This window comes from Streptomyces sp. f51 (assembly GCF_037940415.1).
In the GTDB taxonomy this organism is placed as follows: domain Bacteria; phylum Actinomycetota; class Actinomycetes; order Streptomycetales; family Streptomycetaceae; genus Streptomyces.
Genome location: NZ_CP149798.1, coordinates 6,222,447 through 6,243,448, shown reverse-complemented (window position 1 = coordinate 6,243,448; position 21,002 = coordinate 6,222,447). Strand labels below are relative to the sequence as shown.

Annotated in this window: 18 protein-coding genes and 2 pseudogenes; 10 read left to right on the top strand and 10 right to left on the bottom strand. The window is 72.0% G+C overall.

The genetic code is table 11. The annotated features are described in order from the left end of the window. Nucleotides 1-110: 110 nt before the first annotated feature. Nucleotides 111-758 (top strand): phosphatidylserine decarboxylase, encoded by a 648-nt coding sequence (locus WJM95_RS27070; RefSeq protein WP_078943298.1) that lies wholly within the window; start codon nucleotides 111-113, stop codon nucleotides 756-758. 22 nt (nucleotides 759-780) lie between these two features. After that, nucleotides 781-1,599 (top strand): CDP-diacylglycerol--serine O-phosphatidyltransferase, encoded by an 819-nt coding sequence (gene pssA / locus WJM95_RS27065; RefSeq protein WP_339135874.1) that lies wholly within the window; start codon nucleotides 781-783, stop codon nucleotides 1,597-1,599. A gap of 95 nt (nucleotides 1,600-1,694) precedes the next feature. On the opposite strand, the gene WJM95_RS27060 is transcribed toward pssA, so the two are convergent. The 5 genes from WJM95_RS27060 to WJM95_RS27040 all read right to left on the bottom strand — a co-directional run bounded on the left by WJM95_RS27060 (nucleotide 1,695) and on the right by WJM95_RS27040 (nucleotide 6,683). Next, nucleotides 1,695-2,957: an ABC transporter substrate-binding protein gene (locus WJM95_RS27060; RefSeq protein ID WP_339132408.1), complete on the bottom strand. Its 1,263-nt coding sequence runs from the start codon at nucleotides 2,955-2,957 to the stop codon at nucleotides 1,695-1,697. Next, on the bottom strand, nucleotides 2,954-4,042 hold the full coding sequence (locus tag WJM95_RS27055) for a branched-chain amino acid ABC transporter permease (RefSeq protein ID WP_339135872.1): 1,089 nt from the start codon (nucleotides 4,040-4,042) through the stop codon (nucleotides 2,954-2,956). The genes WJM95_RS27060 and WJM95_RS27055 overlap by 4 nt, the downstream gene beginning before the upstream one ends. Before the next feature lie 64 nt (nucleotides 4,043-4,106). Continuing rightward, nucleotides 4,107-4,997, bottom strand: a complete 891-nt coding sequence (locus WJM95_RS27050; protein WP_339132407.1) for a branched-chain amino acid ABC transporter permease — start codon at nucleotides 4,995-4,997, stop codon at nucleotides 4,107-4,109. Next, nucleotides 4,994-5,779 carry an ABC transporter ATP-binding protein gene (locus WJM95_RS27045; protein ID WP_339135870.1) on the bottom strand — a complete coding sequence of 262 codons (786 nt, stop codon included), beginning with the start codon at nucleotides 5,777-5,779 and terminating at the stop codon, nucleotides 4,994-4,996. The genes WJM95_RS27050 and WJM95_RS27045 overlap by 4 nt, the downstream gene beginning before the upstream one ends. 97 nt (nucleotides 5,780-5,876) lie before the next feature. Next, nucleotides 5,877-6,683, bottom strand: a complete 807-nt coding sequence (locus WJM95_RS27040) for an ABC transporter ATP-binding protein (protein ID WP_339132406.1) — start codon at nucleotides 6,681-6,683, stop codon at nucleotides 5,877-5,879. A gap of 180 nt (nucleotides 6,684-6,863) precedes the next feature. Here WJM95_RS27040 and WJM95_RS27035 point away from each other — a divergent pair. After that, nucleotides 6,864-8,094, top strand: a pseudogene (locus tag WJM95_RS27035) (helix-turn-helix domain-containing protein). Nucleotides 8,095-8,134: 40 nt separating this feature from the next. Here WJM95_RS27035 and WJM95_RS27030 read toward each other — a convergent pair. Next, nucleotides 8,135-9,253, bottom strand: a complete 1,119-nt coding sequence (locus WJM95_RS27030; RefSeq protein ID WP_339135868.1) for a glycerate kinase — start codon at nucleotides 9,251-9,253, stop codon at nucleotides 8,135-8,137. 211 nt (nucleotides 9,254-9,464) lie between these two features. On the opposite strand from WJM95_RS27030, the gene WJM95_RS27025 reads away from it, so the two are divergent. Next, on the top strand, nucleotides 9,465-10,529 hold the full coding sequence (locus WJM95_RS27025) for an ADP-ribosylglycohydrolase family protein (RefSeq protein WP_339132405.1): 1,065 nt from the start codon (nucleotides 9,465-9,467) through the stop codon (nucleotides 10,527-10,529). Nucleotides 10,530-10,966: 437 nt separating this feature from the next. After that, nucleotides 10,967-11,458, top strand: a complete 492-nt coding sequence (locus WJM95_RS27020; RefSeq protein ID WP_339132404.1) for an NUDIX hydrolase — start codon at nucleotides 10,967-10,969, stop codon at nucleotides 11,456-11,458. Nucleotides 11,459-11,597: 139 nt separating this feature from the next. On the opposite strand, the gene WJM95_RS27015 is transcribed toward WJM95_RS27020, so the two are convergent. Further along, nucleotides 11,598-11,885 (bottom strand): SHOCT domain-containing protein, encoded by a 288-nt coding sequence (locus WJM95_RS27015; RefSeq protein ID WP_339132403.1) that lies wholly within the window; start codon nucleotides 11,883-11,885, stop codon nucleotides 11,598-11,600. A gap of 253 nt (nucleotides 11,886-12,138) precedes the next feature. Here WJM95_RS27015 and WJM95_RS27010 point away from each other — a divergent pair, with 253 nt between their 5' ends. Next, nucleotides 12,139-12,567, top strand: coding sequence for a hypothetical protein (locus WJM95_RS27010; RefSeq protein WP_339132402.1), 429 nt, complete (start codon nucleotides 12,139-12,141; stop codon nucleotides 12,565-12,567). A 133-nt stretch (nucleotides 12,568-12,700) separates the two neighbouring features. On the opposite strand, the gene WJM95_RS27005 is transcribed toward WJM95_RS27010, so the two are convergent. Both WJM95_RS27005 and WJM95_RS27000 read right to left on the bottom strand, forming a co-directional pair. Then, nucleotides 12,701-13,117: a DUF6325 family protein gene (locus tag WJM95_RS27005; protein WP_339135866.1), complete on the bottom strand. Its 417-nt coding sequence runs from the start codon at nucleotides 13,115-13,117 to the stop codon at nucleotides 12,701-12,703. 161 nt (nucleotides 13,118-13,278) lie between these two features. Continuing rightward, the gene (locus WJM95_RS27000; protein ID WP_339135864.1) at nucleotides 13,279-13,923 is read right to left on the bottom strand and encodes a GAP family protein; all 645 of its coding nucleotides are present in this window, start codon (nucleotides 13,921-13,923) and stop codon (nucleotides 13,279-13,281) included. A 364-nt stretch (nucleotides 13,924-14,287) separates the two neighbouring features. On the opposite strand from WJM95_RS27000, the gene WJM95_RS26995 reads away from it, so the two are divergent. After that, nucleotides 14,288-15,706, top strand: a complete 1,419-nt coding sequence (locus WJM95_RS26995; protein WP_339132401.1) for a DUF2252 domain-containing protein — start codon at nucleotides 14,288-14,290, stop codon at nucleotides 15,704-15,706. Nucleotides 15,707-15,719: 13 nt separating this feature from the next. Then, on the top strand, nucleotides 15,720-17,537 hold the full coding sequence (locus WJM95_RS26990) for a glycoside hydrolase family 15 protein (RefSeq protein WP_339132400.1): 1,818 nt from the start codon (nucleotides 15,720-15,722) through the stop codon (nucleotides 17,535-17,537). Here WJM95_RS26990 and WJM95_RS26985 read toward each other — a convergent pair. Next, nucleotides 17,488-18,792, bottom strand: a complete 1,305-nt coding sequence (locus tag WJM95_RS26985; RefSeq protein WP_339132399.1) for a chloride channel protein — start codon at nucleotides 18,790-18,792, stop codon at nucleotides 17,488-17,490. The two genes, WJM95_RS26990 and WJM95_RS26985, sit on opposite strands and share 50 nt — an antisense overlap. A 497-nt stretch (nucleotides 18,793-19,289) precedes the next feature. On the opposite strand from WJM95_RS26985, the pseudogene WJM95_RS26980 reads away from it, so the two are divergent. Beyond that, nucleotides 19,290-19,913 (top strand): annotated as a pseudogene (locus tag WJM95_RS26980) (RNA polymerase sigma factor). Continuing rightward, complete coding sequence (locus tag WJM95_RS26975) at nucleotides 19,906-20,919, top strand: CU044_5270 family protein (RefSeq protein ID WP_339132398.1); 1,014 nt, start codon at nucleotides 19,906-19,908, stop codon at nucleotides 20,917-20,919. Before WJM95_RS26980 ends, WJM95_RS26975 begins: the two are co-directional and overlap by 8 nt. Nucleotides 20,920-21,002 lie beyond the last annotated feature (83 nt).

Below are 21,002 nucleotides of genomic sequence, written 5' to 3'. Positions count from 1 at the left end.
CCGTCGACTCCGCATCTTGGCTTGCCCAGTTGCGGTCTGCGACCGGTACGATCGCGTGAAAGCCGCCGTCCCCCGTTCGAGCGCGGCATCATCCGCTACGAAGGTCATCCATGCCCCACAGCCAAACCTCTGCACCTCGCGGCCGGGTCCGCCTCGCGCGCGGAGCATCGCCGTGGCTTCTCCCGACCGTTGCCACCGCAGCACTCAGCCTGGCCCGTTCGCGCCGTTCCGGCGCGGCCAAGGCCGTGGCCGTACCCGCCACTGCGCTCGCAGCCGGGATGCTGTGGTTCTTCCGCGACCCCGAGCGTGAGATCACGCAGGGCCGGGTCATCTCGCCCGCCGACGGTGTGGTGCAGAGCATCATGCCGTGGAAGGACGGGCGCACCCGCGTCGCGATCTTCATGAGCCCGCTCAACGTCCACGTCAACCGCGCGCCTCTCTCCGGCACGGTGACCTCGGTCGAGCACATCCCCGGTGGGTTCGTCCCGGCGTTCAACAAGGAGAGCGAGAACAACGAGCGCGTCGTCTGGCACTTCGACACCGAGCTCGGTGACATCGAGATGATCCAGATCGCCGGCGCCGTCGCCCGTCGCATCGTGCCGTACATCCCCCAGGGGACGAAGGTCGAGCAGGGCGACCGGATCGGTCTGATCCGCTTCGGCTCGCGCGTGGACATCTACCTCCCCGAGGGTGTCGAGGTCGACGTGGAGGTCGGTCAGAAGACCGTGGCTGGGGTGACTCGAATTGACCGTGATTGATCCCGAGACACAGGCCGGCTGGGTGCCGGAGGCCGATGAGCTGGACGACGAGGAGGAGATGCCTCTCTCGCTCCGCCTCTCGATAGCGGACACGCTCACGCTCGGCAACGCCACGTGCGGCTTCATGGCGGTGTACTTCACCACCACCGGCATCCTGATCCCGCACCTCACGGGCAGCGACGAGTCGGGCATGGCCCGTCACTCCGCCGCCACGGCCGTGATCCTGATGCTCTGCGCCGCGATCTTCGACCTGTTCGACGGTCTGGTGGCCCGCAAGCTGCGCTCCTCCCCCATGGGCGCCGAGCTGGACAACCTGTCCGACCTGATCAGCTTCGGGCTCGCACCGGCCTACTTCGTGCTCGTGTACGGCATGGTCGCGGACGACGCCTACCAGAAGGTGGCGGCGGTCGGAGCGATCGTGGTGCTGCTCGCCGTGGTGCTCAGGCTCGCGAGATTCTCCTGCGTCACGGTGAAGGACGGCACGTTCCAGGGCATGCCGAGCCCGTTCGGCGCGCTCACGGTCGTCTCGATCATCCTGCTGGAGCTGCCCTTCGTCGCCACGCTCATGGCGATCATGGGCACCGCCTGGCTGATGGTGAGCCGGGTCGAGTACCCCAAGCCGCGGGGCCGCCTCGCGGTCGCGATGCTCTCGTGGATCGTGCTCTCGATGGGTCTCCTGGCCGCGTGGGCGTTCGACGCCCCGGGCGGCCAGCTGCTCCTCCAGACCGGATGCGCGCTTCAGCTGGTCATGGGCGCGGTGATCCCGCTGTTCGCCACGGCCCGCCGGGTGAACAACTTCCGGGGCAACCGCCGCGAGGCGCGCGCCGCGCAGCTCCCGTAACACCCCGCAGTACGCCGAAGGGCCCCGAACCAGACGGTTCGGGGCCCTTGCGTTTGCCGGGGCGCGGAGGATCGTGCGCGGGGCGCGTGCCGGGATCAGGCGCCGGGTGTGTACCCCTGAGCGACGGACGAGGTCTCCGCCTCGCGGACGACCTTCATCCCGCCCACCGCGTTCTTGTCGGGCTGGAGGATGACGCTCTGCTTCGACGACGCCGACTTCGGGTCCGTGAAGTTCTGGGAGACGCCGAATCCGGGGTCGAACGCGTCGATGGTCAGCAGGGCCTTGTCGACGCCCTCACGGGTGAGGTCCTTGGCCGCGCAGGCCTTCTTCAGCGCCTCGCCGAACGCCGACGCGGCCGTCCAGCCGGCGACCACTCCGTTGTCGAGGGCGTCCTTCGGATAGGCGGTCCTGTAGTCGGCGACCAGCTTCTTGGCCTTCGGGGTGTCCGCGCCGATCGGCAGCGAGGGGTTGGCCACGTAGAAGTTCGCCTCCAGGGCCGGGGCCGCGGCGGTGGCGAGGAGCTGCGGGGCGAACGCCGAGTTGTTGCCGATCACCGGCACGTCGAACTTCAGGGCCGCCGCGACCCCGACGAGCGAGGCCGCCTGCCGCGGGCCCGCGCTGATCACGACGGCCTTCACCCCGGCCTTCTTCAGCGCGACGACCTGACCGGTCATGTCGTTGTCGGTCGGCTTGATCCTCTGCTCGACGACCTTGAGCCCCGCCTGCTTCGCCATGTACCGGGAGCCGGTCAGGGCGTTCTCCCCGTAGTCGCCCTCGAAGTACACGTGGCCGATGCTGTCGCCCTTCCTCAGCCCCTTCTCCTTCATCAGGAAGTCGATCGCGTTGATCGTCTCGATGTCGTACGTGGAGCCGATCGGCCGGATGTACGGGCTGCCCAGCAGGGTCGCCGACCAGGCCTGCGGCAGGACCAGACCCTTGTCCTGGCCGTCGATGCGCTGCTTGACGGCGGCCACGAACGGCGAGCCGATGAACTGGGTGAAGCCGAGCACCTTCGGCGCCAGCTCCGCGTACCCGGAGACGGCCTTCTGCGGGTCGTAGCCGTGGTCGCGGACCGTCAGCGCCAGCTTGTAGCCGCAGACGCCGCCGGCGGCGTTGGTCTGCTTCACATAGAGCTGCTGGGCCTGGGTGACGCTCTTGCCGAGCGTCGCGTAGACACCGCTCATGTCGGTGAGCGCCCCGAGGCTGATCGTCTTCCCCGAGATCCCCTCGCCGGTCCGCACCCCGCCAGCGCCCGCCTTGTCCCCTCCGCCGTCCTTGGCCTTGGAGCTGCATCCGGCCAGCACGAGCAGGGCGGCCAGCGCCCCGGCGGCCAGCTTCGCGGTACGTGCGGTTCTCATCGTTCCTCCCCTTCGGTGGCCCCGGGACGGGGCGTGTCGCGGGCCCCGGGACGGGGCGTGACGCGAAGCCGGGCGGCCGTCCTGACCAGGCCGCCCGGAAGAAAGAGCACCACCGCCACGACGGCGGCGCCGTACAGGTACCGGGCCGCCTCGCCGGGCACGATCCCGCCCGTGCCCGGGTCGGAGACCAGGGGCAGGGTGTCGCTGTAGCGGGTCAGCAGCTGGGGCAGCAGCGAGACGAACGCGGCCCCGGCCACGGCCCCCGCGACCGAGCCGAGCCCCCCGATGACGATCATGGCGAGGTAGTCGAGCGAGAGCGTGATCCCGAAGTAGTCGGGCACCGTGCGCTGGAAGACCAGGGCGAGCAGCACCCCGGCCAGGCCCGCGTACATCGAGGACAGGACGAAGACGCCGGCGCGGTAGCGGGCGACGGGCACGCCGATCACCCCGGCCGCGATCCGGTGGTCGCGGATCGCGTTCATGGCCCGGCCGGGCCGCCCGCGCAGCACCCCGCGGGCGAAGAGGGCGCAGCCGAGGAGCAGCAGCAGGCCCACGTACCAGAGCTTCTCGGCCGAGCCGAACGGCACGTCGGCGACGACGAGCTCGCGGTCGTCGAAGGTGAGGCCGAAGAGGTTCAGCGGCGGTACGTCCCGGCCGTTGAAGCCTCCCGTCAGATCCCGGGCGTTGAACAGGACGTGCTGGCCGATGAAGATCAGGGCGAGGGTCGCGATCCCGAGGTAGGCGCCGCGCAGCCGTCCGGCGATCGGACTGAACAGGCCCCCGGCGATCCCGGAGACGGCCACGGCGAGGACGGCCGCGAGCCAGGCGGGCAGACCCAGGCCGACCGGCCCGTCGCGCCCGTCGGCGGCGAACACGCAGTAGCCGTAGGCGCCGACCGCGAGGAAGAACGCGTGGCCCATGGAGAGCTGCCCGGTCGCGCCGGTCAGGAGGTTCAGGCCGATCGCGCCGATCGCCGCCGCCATCGCGAACAGTCCGGCCTCCAGCCAGAAGCGGTCGACGTAGAAGGGCAGGGCGAGCAGCAGGACGGCGCAGGCCGCCCCGATCGCGGTCCGGGCGGCGGGCAGCCGGACGGCCGGGCGCCTGCGGGCGGGGCGGGACGCGCTGTCCGGCCCGTCGTGGGTGAGGACCTCAGACACGGGCGAGCTCCTTCGTGCCGAACAGTCCGGCGGGCCGGACGAGCAGGATCGCGACCATGACCACGTAGGGCGCCAGATCGCCGAGACCGCGCCCGAGGAAGGTGAGGTCGCTCTGGTAGCCGGTGGCCAGGGACTCGGTGACGCCGACGAGGAGTCCGCCGACCAGCGCGCCGGTCGTCGAGTCCAGGCCGCCGAGGATCGCGGCCGGGAACGCCTTGAGCGCGGCGAGCGAGGTGGCGCGTTCCAGTCCGGGGGTCGGGAAGACGGTCAGGAACAGGGCGGCGACGGCCGCGAGACCGCCGGCCACGGCCCACGCCCCGAGCGACACCCGGCCGAGCCGGACGCCCATCAGGGCCGCGGTCTCCCGGCTCTCGGCCGCGGCGCGCATCGCCACGCCCCAGGACGTGTACCGGAAGGCCAGCAGGAAGGCCGTGATGAGCAGCGAGGCCGTGACGAAGGCGGCGATCCGGGTGTGGGCGACGGAGACGGGTCCGACGGTGAGGACGGCGTCGCCCCAGGGGTCGCCGAGCGCCAGGACGTCGGTACCGATGCGGCGGGTCAGTTCGGTGGTGAGCAGGATGTCGACGCCGATGGTGACGATCGCGAGGACGCTCTGGTCGGAGCCGCGGTAGCGGCGCATCACCAGGAACTCCACGGCGGCCCCCACCAGGGCGGCGCCCGCGATCCCGGCGAGCAGGGCGGGCCAGAAGCCGATGTCGTCGTGGAGGGTGGCGGTGACGTAGCCGCCCGCGAGCAGCAGCGAGGCGTGCGCGAAGTTGACGACCTCGGTGGCCCGGAAGATGACGACGAATCCGAGGGCGATGAGGGCGTAGACGGAGCCCAACGACAGTCCGTTGAGCAGGAGTTCGGTGAAGGTGCTCATGACGGGGTCTCCTCCGGTTCGGCGCGTTCGCCCAGGTACGCGCGGACGACCGCCGGATCGTTCTGTACGTCGGCGGGGGCGCCGTCGGCGATCCGGCGCCCGAAGTCGAGTACGGTCACCGCGTCCGCGAGCCGCATCACCACCCCCATGTCGTGTTCCACGAGCACGATCGAGATGCCGAGGCTGTCGCGGACCCCCGCGACGACCGCGGCGGTACGGCGGCGTTCGCCTGTGGTCATGCCGGCGACGGGTTCGTCCAGGAGCAGGACCCGGGGTTCCATGCACAGGGCCCGGGCGAGTTCGGCGAGCTTCTGCTGCCCGTACGGGAGCGAACCGGCGGGCCGCGCCAGTTGCCGCTCCAGGCCCACGAACGCGGCGATCTCGCGAACGCGTTCACGGTGGCGCCGGTCCTCGCGGGCGGCGGAGGGCAGCCGCAGCCCGGCGGCGAGGAATCCGGCGCGGGTCAGCCGGTGGCGGCCGAGCATCAGGCAGTCCTCGACGGTGGCGTGCGGGGGCAGCGCGAGGTTCTGGAAGATGCGGGCCACGCCGAGCCCGGCGATCCCGTGGGGCGGCAGGCCGGTGAGCTCGTGCTCCCCGAGGCGGACACTTCCGGCGGCGGGCCGGCACACACCGGACAGCACGTTGAAGCAGGTCGACTTGCCCGCGCCGTTGGGACCGATGAGGGCGTGCACGGTGCCCGGCCGGACGGTGAAACTCACCGCGTCGAGAGCGGTCAGCCCGGCGAAGCGCACGGTGACGTCCCGGACGTCGAGCGAAGGGATGCCGGAGGGCACGCCCTCCCGAACGAGGCTCCGGGGCGCGGTCGTTGGATCCCCGGCGACACGGGCCGCGGTGAAGTCGCTTTCTTCCACGATGGGTTCACCCCTTCCAGCGGGACAGGGACGGGAGGCCGTGCGAGGTGGTCCCTCCGTCCGCGGCGGCGTCCTCGTCGACAACGCCGAGATAGCGGCGGCGCACCTCGTCGGAGGCGGCGAGTTCGTCCGCGGGGCCCGACAGGGTGACCTCGCCGACCTCCAGGACGTAGGCGGTCGACGCGAGCCGCAGGGCGAGGGCGGCGTTCTGCTCCACGAGCAGGACCGAGGTGCCCTGCTCGTTGATCTCGCGCACGGTGTCGGCGATCCGGGCGGCCATCAACGGGGCGAGCCCCAGGGAGGGTTCGTCGAGCAGCAGCACCTTCGGGGCGCCCATGAGCGCCCGCCCGACCGCGAGCATCTGCTGCTCCCCGCCGGACAGCAGTCCCGCCCGCTGCTCGGCCCGCTCGGCGAGCACGGGGAACAGCTCGTGCACCCGCCGCAGGGCGCGCGCCCTGCCGGCCCGGCCACCGGTGCCGCCGAGTGCCCCGGCGCACAGATTGTCCGCGACCGTCATCCGGCCGAACACCCGTCGTCCTTCCGGGACTTGGGACACCCCTGCGGCCACCACCCGGTCCGGCGGCAGCCGGTCGAGGGGACGGCCGCCGAGGGTGACCGTGCCGCCGGTGACCGCTCCCCCGTGGAAGGAGAGGGTCCGGCACACCGCCCGCAGCAGCGTCGACTTGCCCGCTCCGTTGGCGCCGAGGACCGTGACCACGGTTCCCTCGGGCACGTCGAGCGACACCTGACGCAGTGCGCGTACGGGGCCGTATCCGACCGACAGTTCCCGCACGAGCAGAGCGGAACCGCCCATGGCATCTCCCTTGTCCTCGCTCGGTGTGGCGCTCACCTCAGCACCGGCGGACACCCCCGTCCACGGGCCGCGGCGGATACGCGGCGGGAGCCCACCGGTGGCGCCCGCCGGTTGTGCACGCGCACAACACCGCGTGTCAGGGGCCCGTGCGACCCCGGGTCCCGGTGGCATCCTCCGGCCATGGGAGGGCGCAGACCGCGGACCGGTCATGACTGGAAGCTGCTCGCGGAGTCGTGTGCGGCTCTGCTGGAACGGCTGCCCGAGCTCGTCGACGAGCACGTCAGGCAGCTCACCGAGTACTCCCCCGTCTACGGACAGGTGCTGCCGTACGACCAGCAGTGGCGGGAGGCGGAGACCGCGATGCGCATCGGCATCAAGGCGATCTCCGCGCCGCGGGACTCACCGCGCCGCGATCTGGAGCACGCCGAGGAGGCGGGCCGGAGACGGGCCCACCAGGGGCTGCCGCTCGAACTCCTCGTGCACGCCTACCGGGCCGCGGGCTATCTGGTGTGGGACGCGCTGATGGAGAGCGCGGCAAGCCGTGAACCCGAGCGGCTCGGGGTGCTCATGCGGTGCGCCACGATGGTGTGGTCGGCCGTGGACGCGCAGGCCGCGACCGCCTCGGAGTCCTACCTCGCCACCGAACGGGAGCTGCGGCGGCGCACCGACGAACAGTTGCATGGCGCTGCTCGACGCCCTGCTGGAGGGCCAGCAGGCGCCGGGGCTCGCGGCACGGGCGGCGGCCGGGCTCGATCTGCCCGAGCACGGACCGTACGCCGTCGTCGTGCTGCGGACCGAGCGTCACGACGGACGGGACGTCTGCGTCCGGCCGGTGGTGGGCGCCGGGCTGCGGTTCATCTGGCGGATGCGGGCCGACTGCGAGATCGCGGTGGTGGCGCTGGACTCCGGGCAGGGCCTGGACGGGGTGGCCCGGCTGCTGGACGGCCGGCGGTCGGGCCCGGGCGGCATCTCGCCCGTGGTGTCGGGACTGGGCGAGCTGGGGCGGGCCCGGCGGTGGGCCGAACTGGCGCTGCGCACCTGTCCGCCGGACGCGACCGGTGTCGTACGCCTCGATCAGCGGATGCCCACGGCCCTGGTCGTGAGCCAGCCGGAGCTGGCCGGGCGGCTGGTGTCGGACGTGTTCGGCACCCTGCTGGAGCTCGAACCCGGTGACCGGGCGGTGCTGATCGAGACGCTCGACATGTGGCTGGCCTGCGAGGGGTCGGCCGGGCGCGCGGCGGGACGTCTGTACTGCCACAGGAACACCGTCTTCAACCGGCTGCGCCGGCTGGAACAGCTGACCTCACGCCAACTGGCCCGCCCCCGCGACCTGATCGAGATGACGCTGGCCCTGGACGCCTACCGGCTGGCGGGCGCCACGGCGGTCACGGGGACGGGGCCGGCACGGTGAACCCGGGGACCCCGAGGGCGCCGGGGCCGGGCCGGGCGGCTCAGACCAGGAAGTCCCGCCCGATGGTCTCCGCCACGCGTTCCAGGATCGGTCCGGCGTCGGCGATACAGGTCGCGATGTCGGGCTCGGCCTCGGTGAGCGGATACGCCCGGCGGATGCCGGCCCTGCCCAGCGCCTCGGGCGGGAGCGCGAGACGGCCGCAGACCGCGACGACCTCCTTGCCCCGCGCCCGTGCCGCCGCGGCGACCCCGGCGGGCGCCTTGCCGTGCAGGGTCTGCTCGTCCAGCGATCCCTCGCCCGTGATCACCAGCGTGGCCCGTTCCAGTGCGGGCGCGAAGCCGAGCACGTCGAGCATCACCTCGATACCGGGCCGGAAGCGGGCGCCGAGGACCAGAGCCCCGTAGCCGACCCCGCCCGCGGCGCCGGCGCCGGGCGCGGTGGCGTACCCGGCGGCCCCCGGCCCGATCTCCTTCTCCAGGACACCGGCGAAGTGGGCGAGGGCGGTGTCGAGCACCGCCACGTCGTCGGGACCGGCGCCCTTCTGCGGGCCGTAGACGGCGGGCGCTCCCTGGGGGCCGGTCAACGGGTTGTCCACGTCACTGGCGAGGACCAGGTCGACGCCGGCGAGCCGTTCGTCGAGGCCGGACAGATCGGCGGCGGCCAGCTCGCTCAGACCCGCACCGCCGGGAGCCACCGGCTCGCCCTCCGCGTCGAGGAAGCGCGCGCCGAGCGCGGAGAGCATGCCCGCCCCGCCGTCCGTCGTCGCGCTGCCGCCCACGCCGAAGACGATGGTGTCGGCACCGGCGTCCAGCGCGGCGCGCAGGAGTTCGCCCGTGCCGTACGTCGAGGACGAGAGCGGGGCGAAGACGCCCTCGGGCAGCCGTTGCAGCCCGCTCGCCTCGGCCATCTCCACGACCGCGGTCCGCCCGCGCAGCGCGAACGCGGCGGTCACCTCGTGGCCCAGCGGTCCGGCGACGCGCACCTCGCGCCGCTCGAATCCGGCCGCGACCGCCGCGTCGACGGTGCCGTCCCCGCCGTCCGCCACGGGCAGCGACTCGATCTCGGCGTGCGGCGCGGCCCGGCGCAGTCCGGCCGTGACCCGCTCCGCGACCTGCACGGCCGTCAGCGATCCCTTGAACTTGTCCGCCGCGATGAGCACACGCGGGGTCCGATCCACAGCAGCGTCCGCCACCTTGCATTCCCCTTGCTTCCTGGCCTTGCACACGTCAAGGCAGTCGCGCCGCTGCGACCATAACCGGCGCGGGCCCCCGCCGTCATGCCCCTGCCCGGCCCACGGACCGGCCCCGCGGGCACCCGGTCCGCCGCCGCCCCGGCGAGCGGCTCGGCCCGGAATTGGGTAGACCGGAGCCATGACCCCTGTGGGCACCGACATCGCCGACCGCGTCCTCGGGGGCTGGCTGGGCCGGATCGCGGGCAACATGCTCGGCAAGCCGGTCGAGCAGGGCGACCACTGGACGCGGGACCGGATCGACCGCTATCTGCGCCGGGCCGGGGCCCTGCCCCTGACCGACTATCTCCCCGGGCCCGCCGACGGCGACGCGGGCGAGTTCGAGCTGCGGCCCGAGTGGCGCAGTTGTGTGCGGGGCCGTATCCACGGCAGCTGCCGTGACGACGACGTGGACTACGCGATCCTCGGGCTCGACCTGCTGGAGACGCACGGCTTCTCGTTCAGCACCGAGCAGGTCGGTGACCTGTGGCTGGCCCGCCTCCCGTTCCTCCAGACGTTCACGGCGGAGCGCGCCGCCTACCGCAATCTCGCCCAGGGTCTGAGGCCGCCGGTGACGGCGACGTACGAGAATCCGTACCAGGAGTGGATCGGCGCGCTGATCCGGGCCGACGTCTACGGCTGGACGTCCCCGGGGCTGCCCCGGCGCGCGGCCTCGCTGGCCCGCCGTGACGCCGTCCTGTCCCACACCGGCAACGGTGTCTACGGCGCGATGTGGGCCGCGGCGCTGGTCTCCGCGGCCTTCACCGCCCCCTCCGTCCGGGACGCGCTGGACGCCGCGCTCGGCGTCGTCCCCGCGAGCAGTCGGCTCTCGCGCGCCGTGCGCCGGGTGATCGCTCTGCACGAGACCCGGATGTCCTGGGAGGAGACGCTCGCCACCGTGTCCGAGGAGACCGCGGGGATGGGCTGGATCCACACGGTCCCGAACGCGGCGGTGCTGACCGCCGGGCTGCTGTACGGCGACGGCGACTTCACCCGCACCATCACGCTGACGGTCCGGGGCGGTCTCGACACCGACTCGAACGGCGCGACGGCGGGCTCCGTCGCGGGCGTGCTGTGCGGGGCGGAGGCGATTCCGCCGCAGTGGAAGGACCCGCTGGAGGACACCGTCCGCAGCGCCGTGTTCGGCTTCGACGGCGTACGGATCACCGAGCTCGCGTCCCGCACGCTCGCCCTGGTCGAAGCCTGAGCCGGGGCGGGGCCGGGACCGCGGCCGTGGGCGACGCCCGAGCCGGCGATGACACCTGAACCGGTGGTGGCACGCGGGCCGTGGATGACGCCCGGGGCCGGTGGTGGCACCCGGGGCCGTGAGCGACGCCCAAACCGGTGGTGACACCCGACCGGTGGTGGCACGCGGGGCCGTGGATAACGCCCGGGGCCGGTGCTGGCACCCGGGGCCGTGAGCGACGCCCAAACCGGTGGTGACACCCGACCGGTGGTGGCACGCGGGGCCGTGGATGACGCCCGGGGCCGTGGGCGACACCCGAACCGGTGGTGACACCCGACCGGTGGTGGCACGTGGGCCAACGGGGCGCCCGGGCCAGTGGGGCGCGCGTGCCAGTGGTCCCGGGCCGGTGGGGGCGGTGGAGACCGGGAACCCGACGGTCCTCTCGTTACGCTTCCCACGTGACCACTTCGGACTTCGCCGCGTACATCGCCGGCCTGCCCCGCGTCCTCGTCGGGGCCGCCGCCCTCTTCCGTGACGCCGACGGGCGGGTCCTGCTCGTCGAACCGAACTACCGCGACGGCTGGACGCTTCCGGGCGGGACGGTGGAGTCGGACGACGGCGAGAGCCCGCGGCAGGGAGCGCGCCGTGAGACGGCCGAGGAGATCGGCCTCGACGTGGAGCTCGGACGGCTGCTGGCGGTCGACTGGGTCCTCGGTCCTGAGCGCCCGCCGCTGGTGGCCTACCTCTACGACGGCGGGGTGCTCGGCGAGCGGGAACTCGGCGCGATCCGGCTCCAGGAGGAGGAGCTGCTGTCCTGGCGGCTGGTGCCGCGCGAGGAGGTGGCCGCCCACCTCCTGGGCGCCTCGGGCCGCCGCGTCCTCACCGCGCTCGACGTCCTCGCGGAGGGCTCGGGCACCGCGGAACTGGAGAACGGCCACCGGGTGGGCTGACCGTGAGTCCGCCGACGGGCCACCGGTCCCGGCACGGCCCGGCGGCCGGGGGACGAGCCCCCGGCCACCGGGCCGGTGTTCACCATGTGTGTCCCCGTCGGGGCGCTGTCAGGGGGTCCTCGACGGGGGGCCTGTGCGATCAGCCGAGAATCCGGGCCTTCTGCGCCTCGAACTCGGCCTCGGTGAGCACGCCCTGGGCCTTGAGGTCCCCCAGCTGCTTCAGCTGATCGATCTTGCTGGTCATGTCGTCGGCCGGCGCGGCGGGCGGAGGCGGCGGCGGTGCCTGCTGCTCCTGGTACTGGTACTGCTGCTGTGCTTCCTGCTGCGCCCATCGTCCCTGCTGACGACGTGACACACGGTTCGAGACGGCGGTGGCCGTACCGGCCACCACGGCGGTGCGGGCGACCCCGCGGAGGAGACCTGGCACGGTGGTTCCTTTCCGGCACGAGACAAACGGAACGAGCCCGAAAGGGATTCCTTCCCCTGTGCGCGCCGAATTCCTCCCGGCGCCCCGGGCAGGACCATTGGAGCACCGAACGCATTCCCCCGCATCTCGATCCCGCCGCGGCCGGGCCCGCTTTCCGACGATCTGCCGGTCCGTCATTCCCGTGGCAAGCTGAAATGTGGGCCACCGACCGTCGCCCGGTCAGTGGCGAGGCCCTACGCAGGAGGAGCTCGCGATGACTACGACGGGTATGCACCGGCAGGGAACCGCCGGCAGTTCGGGGGCGTGGGTGTCCGGCTGGACCGCCTTCGCCGGAGTCATGATGATCTTCGGAGGCGCGATGGCGATATTCCAGGGCATCGCCGCCATCGCCAAGGACGACGTGTTCGTCACCACCCGCAACTACGTCTACACCTTCAACCTCACGAGCTGGGGCTGGATCCACCTCACCCTCGGCGTCCTGATCGTCCTCGCGGGCATCGCCGTGTTCCGCGGCATGCTGTGGGCCCGGATCGTCGGCATCACCCTGGCGGGACTGGCCATGGTCGCCAACTTCATGTGGCTGCCGTACTCCCCGGTGTGGGCCAGCGTGCTGATCGCCATCGACGCCTTCGTCATCTGGGCGCTGTGCGTCGGATCCGGCCGGGACGCCCGTACCGCGTAGCCGACCGCGGACTCTCCGGAAACTCGGGCCGGCGGCGGCCCCGCACCTCGGTGCGGGGCCGCCGCCGGCCCGTCACGGTCTCCGTTCGCCGTGTCACCGGCCGACGCGCACACGCCGGCCGGTGAGACGGCTGTCAGACGTCCGCGTCCTCCAGCGCCGCCAGCACGGCGGGCACCGGGATGCGCCCGGAGGCGACCATCTGGGCTCCCCCGCGCCGCAGCGCGGTGGCGAAGGGCGCCGCCCACACGTTCTCGTAGACCAGGATTCCGGCGGCGTTGCCGGGTTCCAGCGCCTTCCCGGCCTCCGCGATGTCGTCCTCGCCGAGGAGCCCGGAGGACACACCCTCGAACACGCTGAGGTCGAGGGTCCCGTCCCCGTCGAAGTCGGCGATCTCCATGCCGACCACGGATCCGTCCTCGTCCTTTCTCACGAACAGAAGGTCGAGAATCCGAATGACACCGCGGTCGACCAGATCGACCAGGATCGGAAGTCCCTCACCCGTCATTCGGTTACCGGGAAACTCCACGACGATATAGTCGATCGGCCCCATCTCGACGAATTCATCTTCGCTCACGGCTTCACCCCTGCATGGTCATGGTTTTGCCCTGCCCCAGGTCCCTGCCATTGCAGCACCGGACGGTAGCCGCCGCATTTCGGTACGACATGTCCCCCGGCCCCTGGAAACGGCGCCGTCCGGGCCGTTAGGGTGGTTCACGCGGTCAGCTGGTAGATGCTCTTGCCCACCAGCCACAGCCCGAGGAACAGGAACAGCGACACCAGCGCCTTGTCCTGGTGCCGTTCCATCCACGCGCGCAGCTTCCCGAGCCGGATGTGGGCCGTTCGCGGGGCGAAGGTCGCGTACAGCTCCATCGTCAGGAGGCTCGACGTGGCCAGCAGCACGTAGCCCATCAGGGCCGCGTACGACGCCGCGTGACCGAGGTCTGCGCTCACGACGGTGGAGGCGCCGGCCGCGATCATCCCCCACGGCTGGAGCAGCAGCGCGAGCCCGGCCGCCGTCCAGGGGGAGATCCGCTCGATCCGGGACATGAAACCGGAGTGCTTGGGCCGCTTGCCCATGTTGCGCCGGGTGCGCTCCGCGTAGAGGACGAGTCCGACTCCGATGGCGAGTTTGCCGGCGAGCGCGGCCGTGGACGGCGCGGATCTCGGGGGCGGCGGTTCTCCCCCGGTCATGAGCAGCACACCGGCGATGATCGCGACGAAGGAGGCCAGCCAGGTCAGGATGAAGGCGAGGCCCTTCCAGATCCCGTTGCGCGTCGAGAGCACCAGCACGAATCCGGTGATCGGCAGCGGGTCGAGGGCGATCGCCAGAGCGATGAGCAGCAGGTCAAGGACCATCGCCGCCCCCGCGTGGTCCCGCCCGGCTCCGCGCCGCCGTATCGCGCATGCCCTCATCGTCACCTCCCCCGGGCACGTCCACAAATCCGGTGATCCGGGGCGGACATCGGGCTCCGGTCGGCCCGACTCGCCGGACATATGACCCGGGGCTACCTTGGTGATCGGACCGGGCCCTCCCGCCACGACCCGCCTGCCGCCGGCCCGTACACCGTCGGCTCGCCCGCGCGTGGCCGACGAGCCGCACGCCGTCGGCCGCCCGCACGTCCCGACAGGAACTCCCTCCCGATCATCGGCGCGGTGCTCCCTCGCCGACCGCTCTCGCCGGCGCCGCGCGCGCCGGCGACCTCATCGCGGAGCGTCTGCAATGACCCCCAAGCACCCGGCCGGCAGCAATCCCCCGCACCACACCCCGGCGGAACGCGCCGCGCTCGGCAAGGCCGCCCGGTCGGCCGTGCCGCGCTCCAGTCACGCCGACTTCTCCCCGGCCTCGAAGCGGCCCGACCCGGTGGACATCGTGGAGGCGCAGTCCGCGACCCGGGTTCCCGAGCTCGTACCGATCCGCTACGGCCGGATGACCGAGTCGCCGTTCCGCTTCTACCGCGGGGCCGCCGCCATCATGGCCTCGGACCTCGCGGGCACTCCCCGCTCCGGGATCCGGGTCCAACTGTGCGGTGACGCGCACCTGTTGAACTTCCGGCTGCTGGCCTCGCCCGAGCGCCGGATGATGTTCGACATCAACGACTTCGACGAGACGCTGCCCGGCCCCTGGGAGTGGGACGTCAAGCGGCTGGCCGCCAGCTTCGTCATCGCGGGCCGGGCGAACGGCTACAGCGGCAAGGAGCGCGCCGACATCGTCCGTACGACGGTGCGTTCGTACCGCGAGTGGATGAGACGCTTCGCCGGACTCGGCAATCTCCCCGTCTGGTACACGCATTTCGACGAGGACTGGGTGCGGACGCACATCGCCGGGGAGCTGGGGTCGCAGGGCCGCAGCCGGTGGAAGAAGACGACGGACAAGGCGCGCAGCCGCGACAGTCTCCAGGCGTTCAACAAGCTCACGCACCTGGTCGACGGCAAGGCGCTGATCGCCGCCGATCCCCCGCTCGTGATGCCGTTGCAGGATCTGCTTCCCGACATGGAACGCGGCGCTCTGGAGAAGCAGCTCCGCAGGCTGATCGGGAGCTACGGCCGGAGTCTGAACTCCGACCGGCGGTTCCTGCTGGAGCAGTACCGGTTCGCCGACGTGGCCCGCAAGGTGGTCGGGGTCGGCAGTGTGGGCACCCGTTGCTGGATCATCCTCATGCTCGGCCGGGACAACCAGGATCCGCTGCTGTTGCAGGCCAAGGAGGCGGACGAGTCGGTGCTGGCGCAGTACGTCGGCGCGAGCGAGTTCCGGACGCAGGGCGAGCGGGTGGTCGCCGGCCAGCGGCTGATGCAGGCCACCAGTGACATCTTCCTCGGCTGGGAGCGGGCCGAGGGCATCGACGGCCGCCGACGGGACTTCTACGTACGGCAGTTGCGGGACTGGAAGGGCATCGCCGAACCGGAGCTGATGGTCCCGGCGGGCATGCGGGCGTTCGGCGAGCTGTGCGGTGCCACGCTGGCCCGCGCGCACGCGAGGTCGGGCGACCGCATCGCCGTCGCCTCCTATCTGGGCGGGGGTGACGTCTTCGACCGGGCGCTCGTCCCGTTCGCGGAGGCGTACGCGGACCAGAACGAGAAGGATCACCAGGCACTCGTCGACGCCGTCCGCTCGGGTCGTGTCACGGCCCAGGCGGCCTGAGAAGGAGGCCCGTATGGATCGCTATCCGCCCATCGCCGACCACGGCCTGATCGGGGACCTCCAGACCGCGGCCCTGGTGTCGTCCCGGGGAGTGATCAACTGGTTCGCGGCACCGCGCTTCGACTCCCCCAGCGTCTTCGCCTCGCTGCTCGACCACGACGGCGGCGGCTACTTCCGCCTCGCCCCCGATCATCCCGAGGGATCCTGGCGGCAGCTCTACTACCCGGACTCCGCGGTCGTGGTGACCCGCTTCATGTCACCGGACGGCGTGGGGGAGATCATCGACCACATGCCGGTCCTCACCGGTGCGACCCCCACCGACCGGCACAGTCTGGTGCGGGTCGTCCGGTCGGTGCGCGGCACCGTGCACTTCGGTCTGGAGTGCCGTCCGCGGTTCGACTACGCGCGGGCGGGCCACGAACTCGAACTGGCCTCCGGCACGGCCACGTTCAGGTCCCCGGGAGCGACCGCGTACCTCCAGGGCAACATCCCCTTCGAACGCGACGGCCAGGACGTCCGGGGCGGCATCACCCTGACCAACGGCGAGCAGGCGGCCGTGGTGTTCACGATGTGCGGGCCGGACGGCGAGGCCCCGCCGCCCCTCACGATCGAGGGAGTCACCGAGGGCCTGTGGAACAACGTCGACTTCTGGCAGAAGTGGGTCCGCACCTCGAACTACCGGGGCCGCTGGACGGAGATGGTGCACCGCTCCGCGATCACCCTCAAGCTCCTGACGTACGCCCCGACCGGGGCGCCGGTCGCCGCCGCCACGATGGGGCTGCCCGAGCAGATCGGCGGCGAGCGCAACTGGGACTACCGGTACACCTGGGTGCGGGACGGATCGCTGTCCGTGCGGGCGCTGCTCGACCTCGGCTTCGTGGAGGAGGCGACCCACTTCACGCGCTGGCTCGGCGACCGCCTGCGGGAGCGTGAGGGCCCGGACGACGAACCCCTCCAGATCATGTACCGGGTCGACGGCGACCCGCATCTGACCGAGGAGATCCTGGAGCACTTCGAGGGCTACCGCGGGTCGTACCCGGTCCGCGCGGGCAACGGGGCCTCGGGCCAGTTGCAGCTCGACATCTACGGCGAGGCCCTCTACGCGCTGGCCGAGGGCCGCGCCGTGCGGGAACAGGGCGGTTACCAGGGCTGGAAGGCCCTGGCCGGCATCCTCGACTGGCTCGCGGACTCCTGGGACCGCCCGGACGAGGGCATCTGGGAGACCCGGGGCGGGCGCAAGGACTTCACCTACAGCCGGATCATGTGCTGGGCCGCGTTCGACCGGGGTCTGAAGCTGGCCATGGAGTACAGCAGACCGGCCGACACGGTCCGCTGGACGAAGGCCAGGGACGCGATCCTCGAACAGGTGATGGCGCGCGGCTGGAACGAGAAGCACCAGGCCCTCGTCCAGCACTACGACAGTGACGTCCTGGACGCCTCCCTGCTGCTGGCCCCCCGCGTCGGCTTCGTCGCCGCGCGCAGCCCCGGCTGGCTGACCACCCTGGACGCCATGGAGCGCGTCCTCGTCTCCGACAGCCTCGTCTACCGCTACGACCCGCAGGCGTCCCCGGACGGACTGCGGGGCTCCGAGGGGACGTTCAACCTCTGCACGTTCCTGTACGTCGACGCGCTGGCCCGCGCGGGGCGGCTGCCGCAGGCCCGCTACACCTTCGAGAAGATGCAGACGTACGCCAACCATGTCGGCCTGTTCGCCGAGGAGATCGGCCCGAGCGGTGAGCAACTGGGCAACTTCCCGCAGGCGTTCACCCATCTCTCCCTCATCATGGCCGCGACGACGCTGGACGAGGCGCTCGACCGGCTGCGGCCCTGAACGGCGGGATGTCCGGGCCCTGCGGAAGCAGCTCCACGGTCACGAAGGAGACCACGGCGGCGAGCACGATCACCGGTACCGTTCCCGAGTTGCCCACCAGGAGGACGACCAGCACGACGCAGCTGACCGGCAGCCGGAGCGCGGCGGCGGACGCCGCGGCCATGCCCGCCGCCATGGCCGGCACGACGCCGAACCCCGGCAGGGGTGCCAGCAGGGCGCCCGTCGCGCCGCCGAGGAACAGCGAGGGGAACACCGGGCCGCCCCTGAGGGTGCCCAGGCACAGGGCGTACGCGAGGGACTTGAGGACCACCACGGCCACCAGGCTGCCGACCGACCAGGAGTGCGGGTGGGCGGCGAGCTGGGCGAGGGTGCTCTGACCCGACAGGGCCACCTCGGCCGGCGACCGTCCGGTGAGCGCCGCGTACAGCGCCGCGCAGCCGCCCGCGCCGAGCGCGCACAGGACCGTGGTGCGCAGGATGTGGGCGGACACGGCGCGGGCCGCGTACCGGCCGCCGACGATCACCCAGTGGATGCCGAACCCGATCACGAGTGCCATCAGCACGGACCAGACGACGTCCCCGGTGTCGAGGGTCGAGGGCGCCGGCAGTCCGATCTTGAGGCTGCCGGTCTGGAGTCCGGTCCAGCTGCCGAAGCCGGTGAACACGATGGCGCCGACCCCGCTGGCGAGCAGCGCGGGCAGCATCACCGCGAACAGCTGCGGGCCGCCCACCCCGGCGACCTCCATCAGGAGCACGGCGGCGATCAAGGGGCTGCCGAAGATCGCCGAGATGGCCGCGGCGGCGCCCGCGGCACCGAGCAGGGCCGTGCTCGCCCGGGTCGCGGGAGCCCGTACGAGATCCCGGAACAGCAGGGCCAGGCCGCCGCCGAGGGCGATCAGCGGGGACTCGGGGCCGAGCACGGCTCCCAGCGGAAGGCTGGCCAGGGCGGCGAGCGCGACCCCCGGCAGCGCGGAGGTCGACACCCCGCCCGCGTGCAGGCCCGAGGCGGGGATGTGTCCGCCGCGGCCCGGAAGCCACAGCACGATCAGGCCCACCAGCACCCCGGCCAGCAGCATCGGGGGAAGCGGCCACCACCACGGCGGGTCGGACCATCCGAGGTCGTGCGGCCACTGCTCCCACATCAGGTGCTCCAGCTCGTGGAGGAGCACCAGGAACCAGAACGCGGCCAGGGAGACCGGGACACCGATGAGGGCGCAGAACACCAGCGCGCGCCGGTAGGCGGGCTGGAGCAGCATGTCCCGCAGCTGCTCGGCCTCGGTGGGCTGGTTCCCGGGCTGCGCCTCGCCCCCGCTCCCCGTGGCGCGACCGGACTCCCCTGACTCCCCTGACTCTCCGGACTGCTCGGACTTCGGCTCGGTGATGGGTCTTCTCCTGCGTCCGCTCGGAGGGAAACACGCGGTAGGAGCGCGAGCGTAGCCACGGAAGCCGCCACCCCCACGCGGCCCACGCCCGACCCCCCGAAAACCCTCCGGGTGGACGCGAGCCCCCTCCGCGGCGGGGTGGTCGGCCGATGTGCCCGTGCTCGGACATCCGGTCGCTCCGGGCCCCGGAGGACCTCAAGCGCGGAACGGGGCGCCGGTCGGGCGTCGGACACCCGGCGGGCCCCACGGGCGGGAGGGCCGCGGCTCTGCCGTCGCCGGAATGGAACCCGATGTGGCCCACCGGCGAAAGACACGTGAAACTCGCACGAACCCAAGCCGTCAAGGCGTTCGAACGAACGAAAGGAGCCCCGATGGCCGTTGAGACCCCGGGCGTCCGCAGCTGCGAGGAGGATCGCGAGGACAGCGACGCCCGTGTGATCGCGCGGTCCCGGGACGAGCCCGAACAGTTCGCCGCGCTCTTCGACCGGTAAGCCGACGCCGTGCACCGTTACGTGGCCAGGCGGATCGGTCCCGAGACGGCGGAGGATCTGATGGCGGAGACGTTCACGACCGCCTTCCAGCGGCGCCACACCTACGACCTCAGCCGTGCTGACGCCCGCCCATGGCTGTTCGGCATCGCGACCAACCTCATGAGCCGGCACCGCAGGGCCGAAGCACGCCGTTTCAAGGCGCTCTCGAAGGTTCCGGCGCCTGTGCAGCACGAGGAGCCTGTCGCGGACCGCGCGGTCGCCGCCGTCGGCGCCGCGGCAGTGCACCAGGAACTGGCGGCAGCGCTGGCCAAGTTGTCCGCCAGGCACCGGGACGTCGTGCTGCTGGTGGCCTGGGGCGACCTCAACTACCAGGAAGCGGGCCAGGCCCTCGGGGTGCCGATCGGCACCGTCAGATCCCGGCTGAACCGGGCTCGCAGCAGATTGCGCCACGCACTGGGCGGTTCCGATCCGACAGCTTTCCGAGAGGCAGACGCCCATGCGTGACATCGAAGAACTGCGAGAACTGAGGGAGTACGACGCGGGGACTCCCCCGCTCGACGACGCCACCCGGGGACGAGTGCGCGTACGCCTGCTCTCCACGATGAACGCGGAGAACGGCCCCGCCGCGGCGGTACGCCACCGCCGCCCCGTCCTGCGCATCGCCCTGACCGGCGCGGTCGCGGCCGCGGTCGTCGGCGGTGTTCTGGTCACCGGACAGGACGACGACAGCGGCGATGGGAAGACAGCGGCACCGCCGGCGGCCAGTTCCCCGGTCATGCAGAACCTGAGCGTGCAGATCGTGCTCAACGGTGCGGCCACCTACGCCCGCCGGCACGAGCAGGCGGCCAGCCCAAGAGACGACCAGTTCATCTACACCAAGGAGATCATCAGGGAGACCGACGAGAAGACCGGCGCCGCCAAGACCTACACCGATGAGGACTGGAGGTCGGTGGACAACTCGAAGCCTTCCTGGATCATGGAGATCGGCAAGGGCTGGTGGTCTCGGCCGCCGCAGAAGAACGAGACCGTGTGGCCGCCGCAGGACTGGGGGACGCTGAAGAAACTTCCGACCGACCCCAGGAAACTGATTCTCAAGCTCGTGCACAGAAGGCCCGGCGACAAGGACGACTCGCTCAGCGGGATCACCGACGAGACGTGGTCGCTGGTCCAGTTCAAGCTCGCCGGGCTGCTCAAGCTGGTCCCGGTGATGCCCGAGGGGCTGCGCCCGGCGGCATACGAGGCGCTCGGCATGATCCCCGGGGTGAAGGCAGTGCCGAACCAGAAGGACGCGAAGGGCCGTACCGGCGTCGCCATCACCTATGACGACCCGACGCTTCCGGACGGATCGGCGTCCTTCGGCGGCTCCTTCATCTTCGACCCCAAGACCTACGCGTTCCTCGGCTTCCGTGACGCGCGCTCCTTGGTCAGGAACAAGCACAGGGTCGAGCTCACCCAGCTCTCCTACCTCGACAGCTGGGCCATCGTCGACAAGGCCAAGCAGCGGCCGTGACCGGAAGGCGGCCACGGGGCAGTCGCGTTGGTCGGGAGCAGCGGCGGTACCTCTGAGGGCGCCCGGGAGCGGAAGGTCCCCGG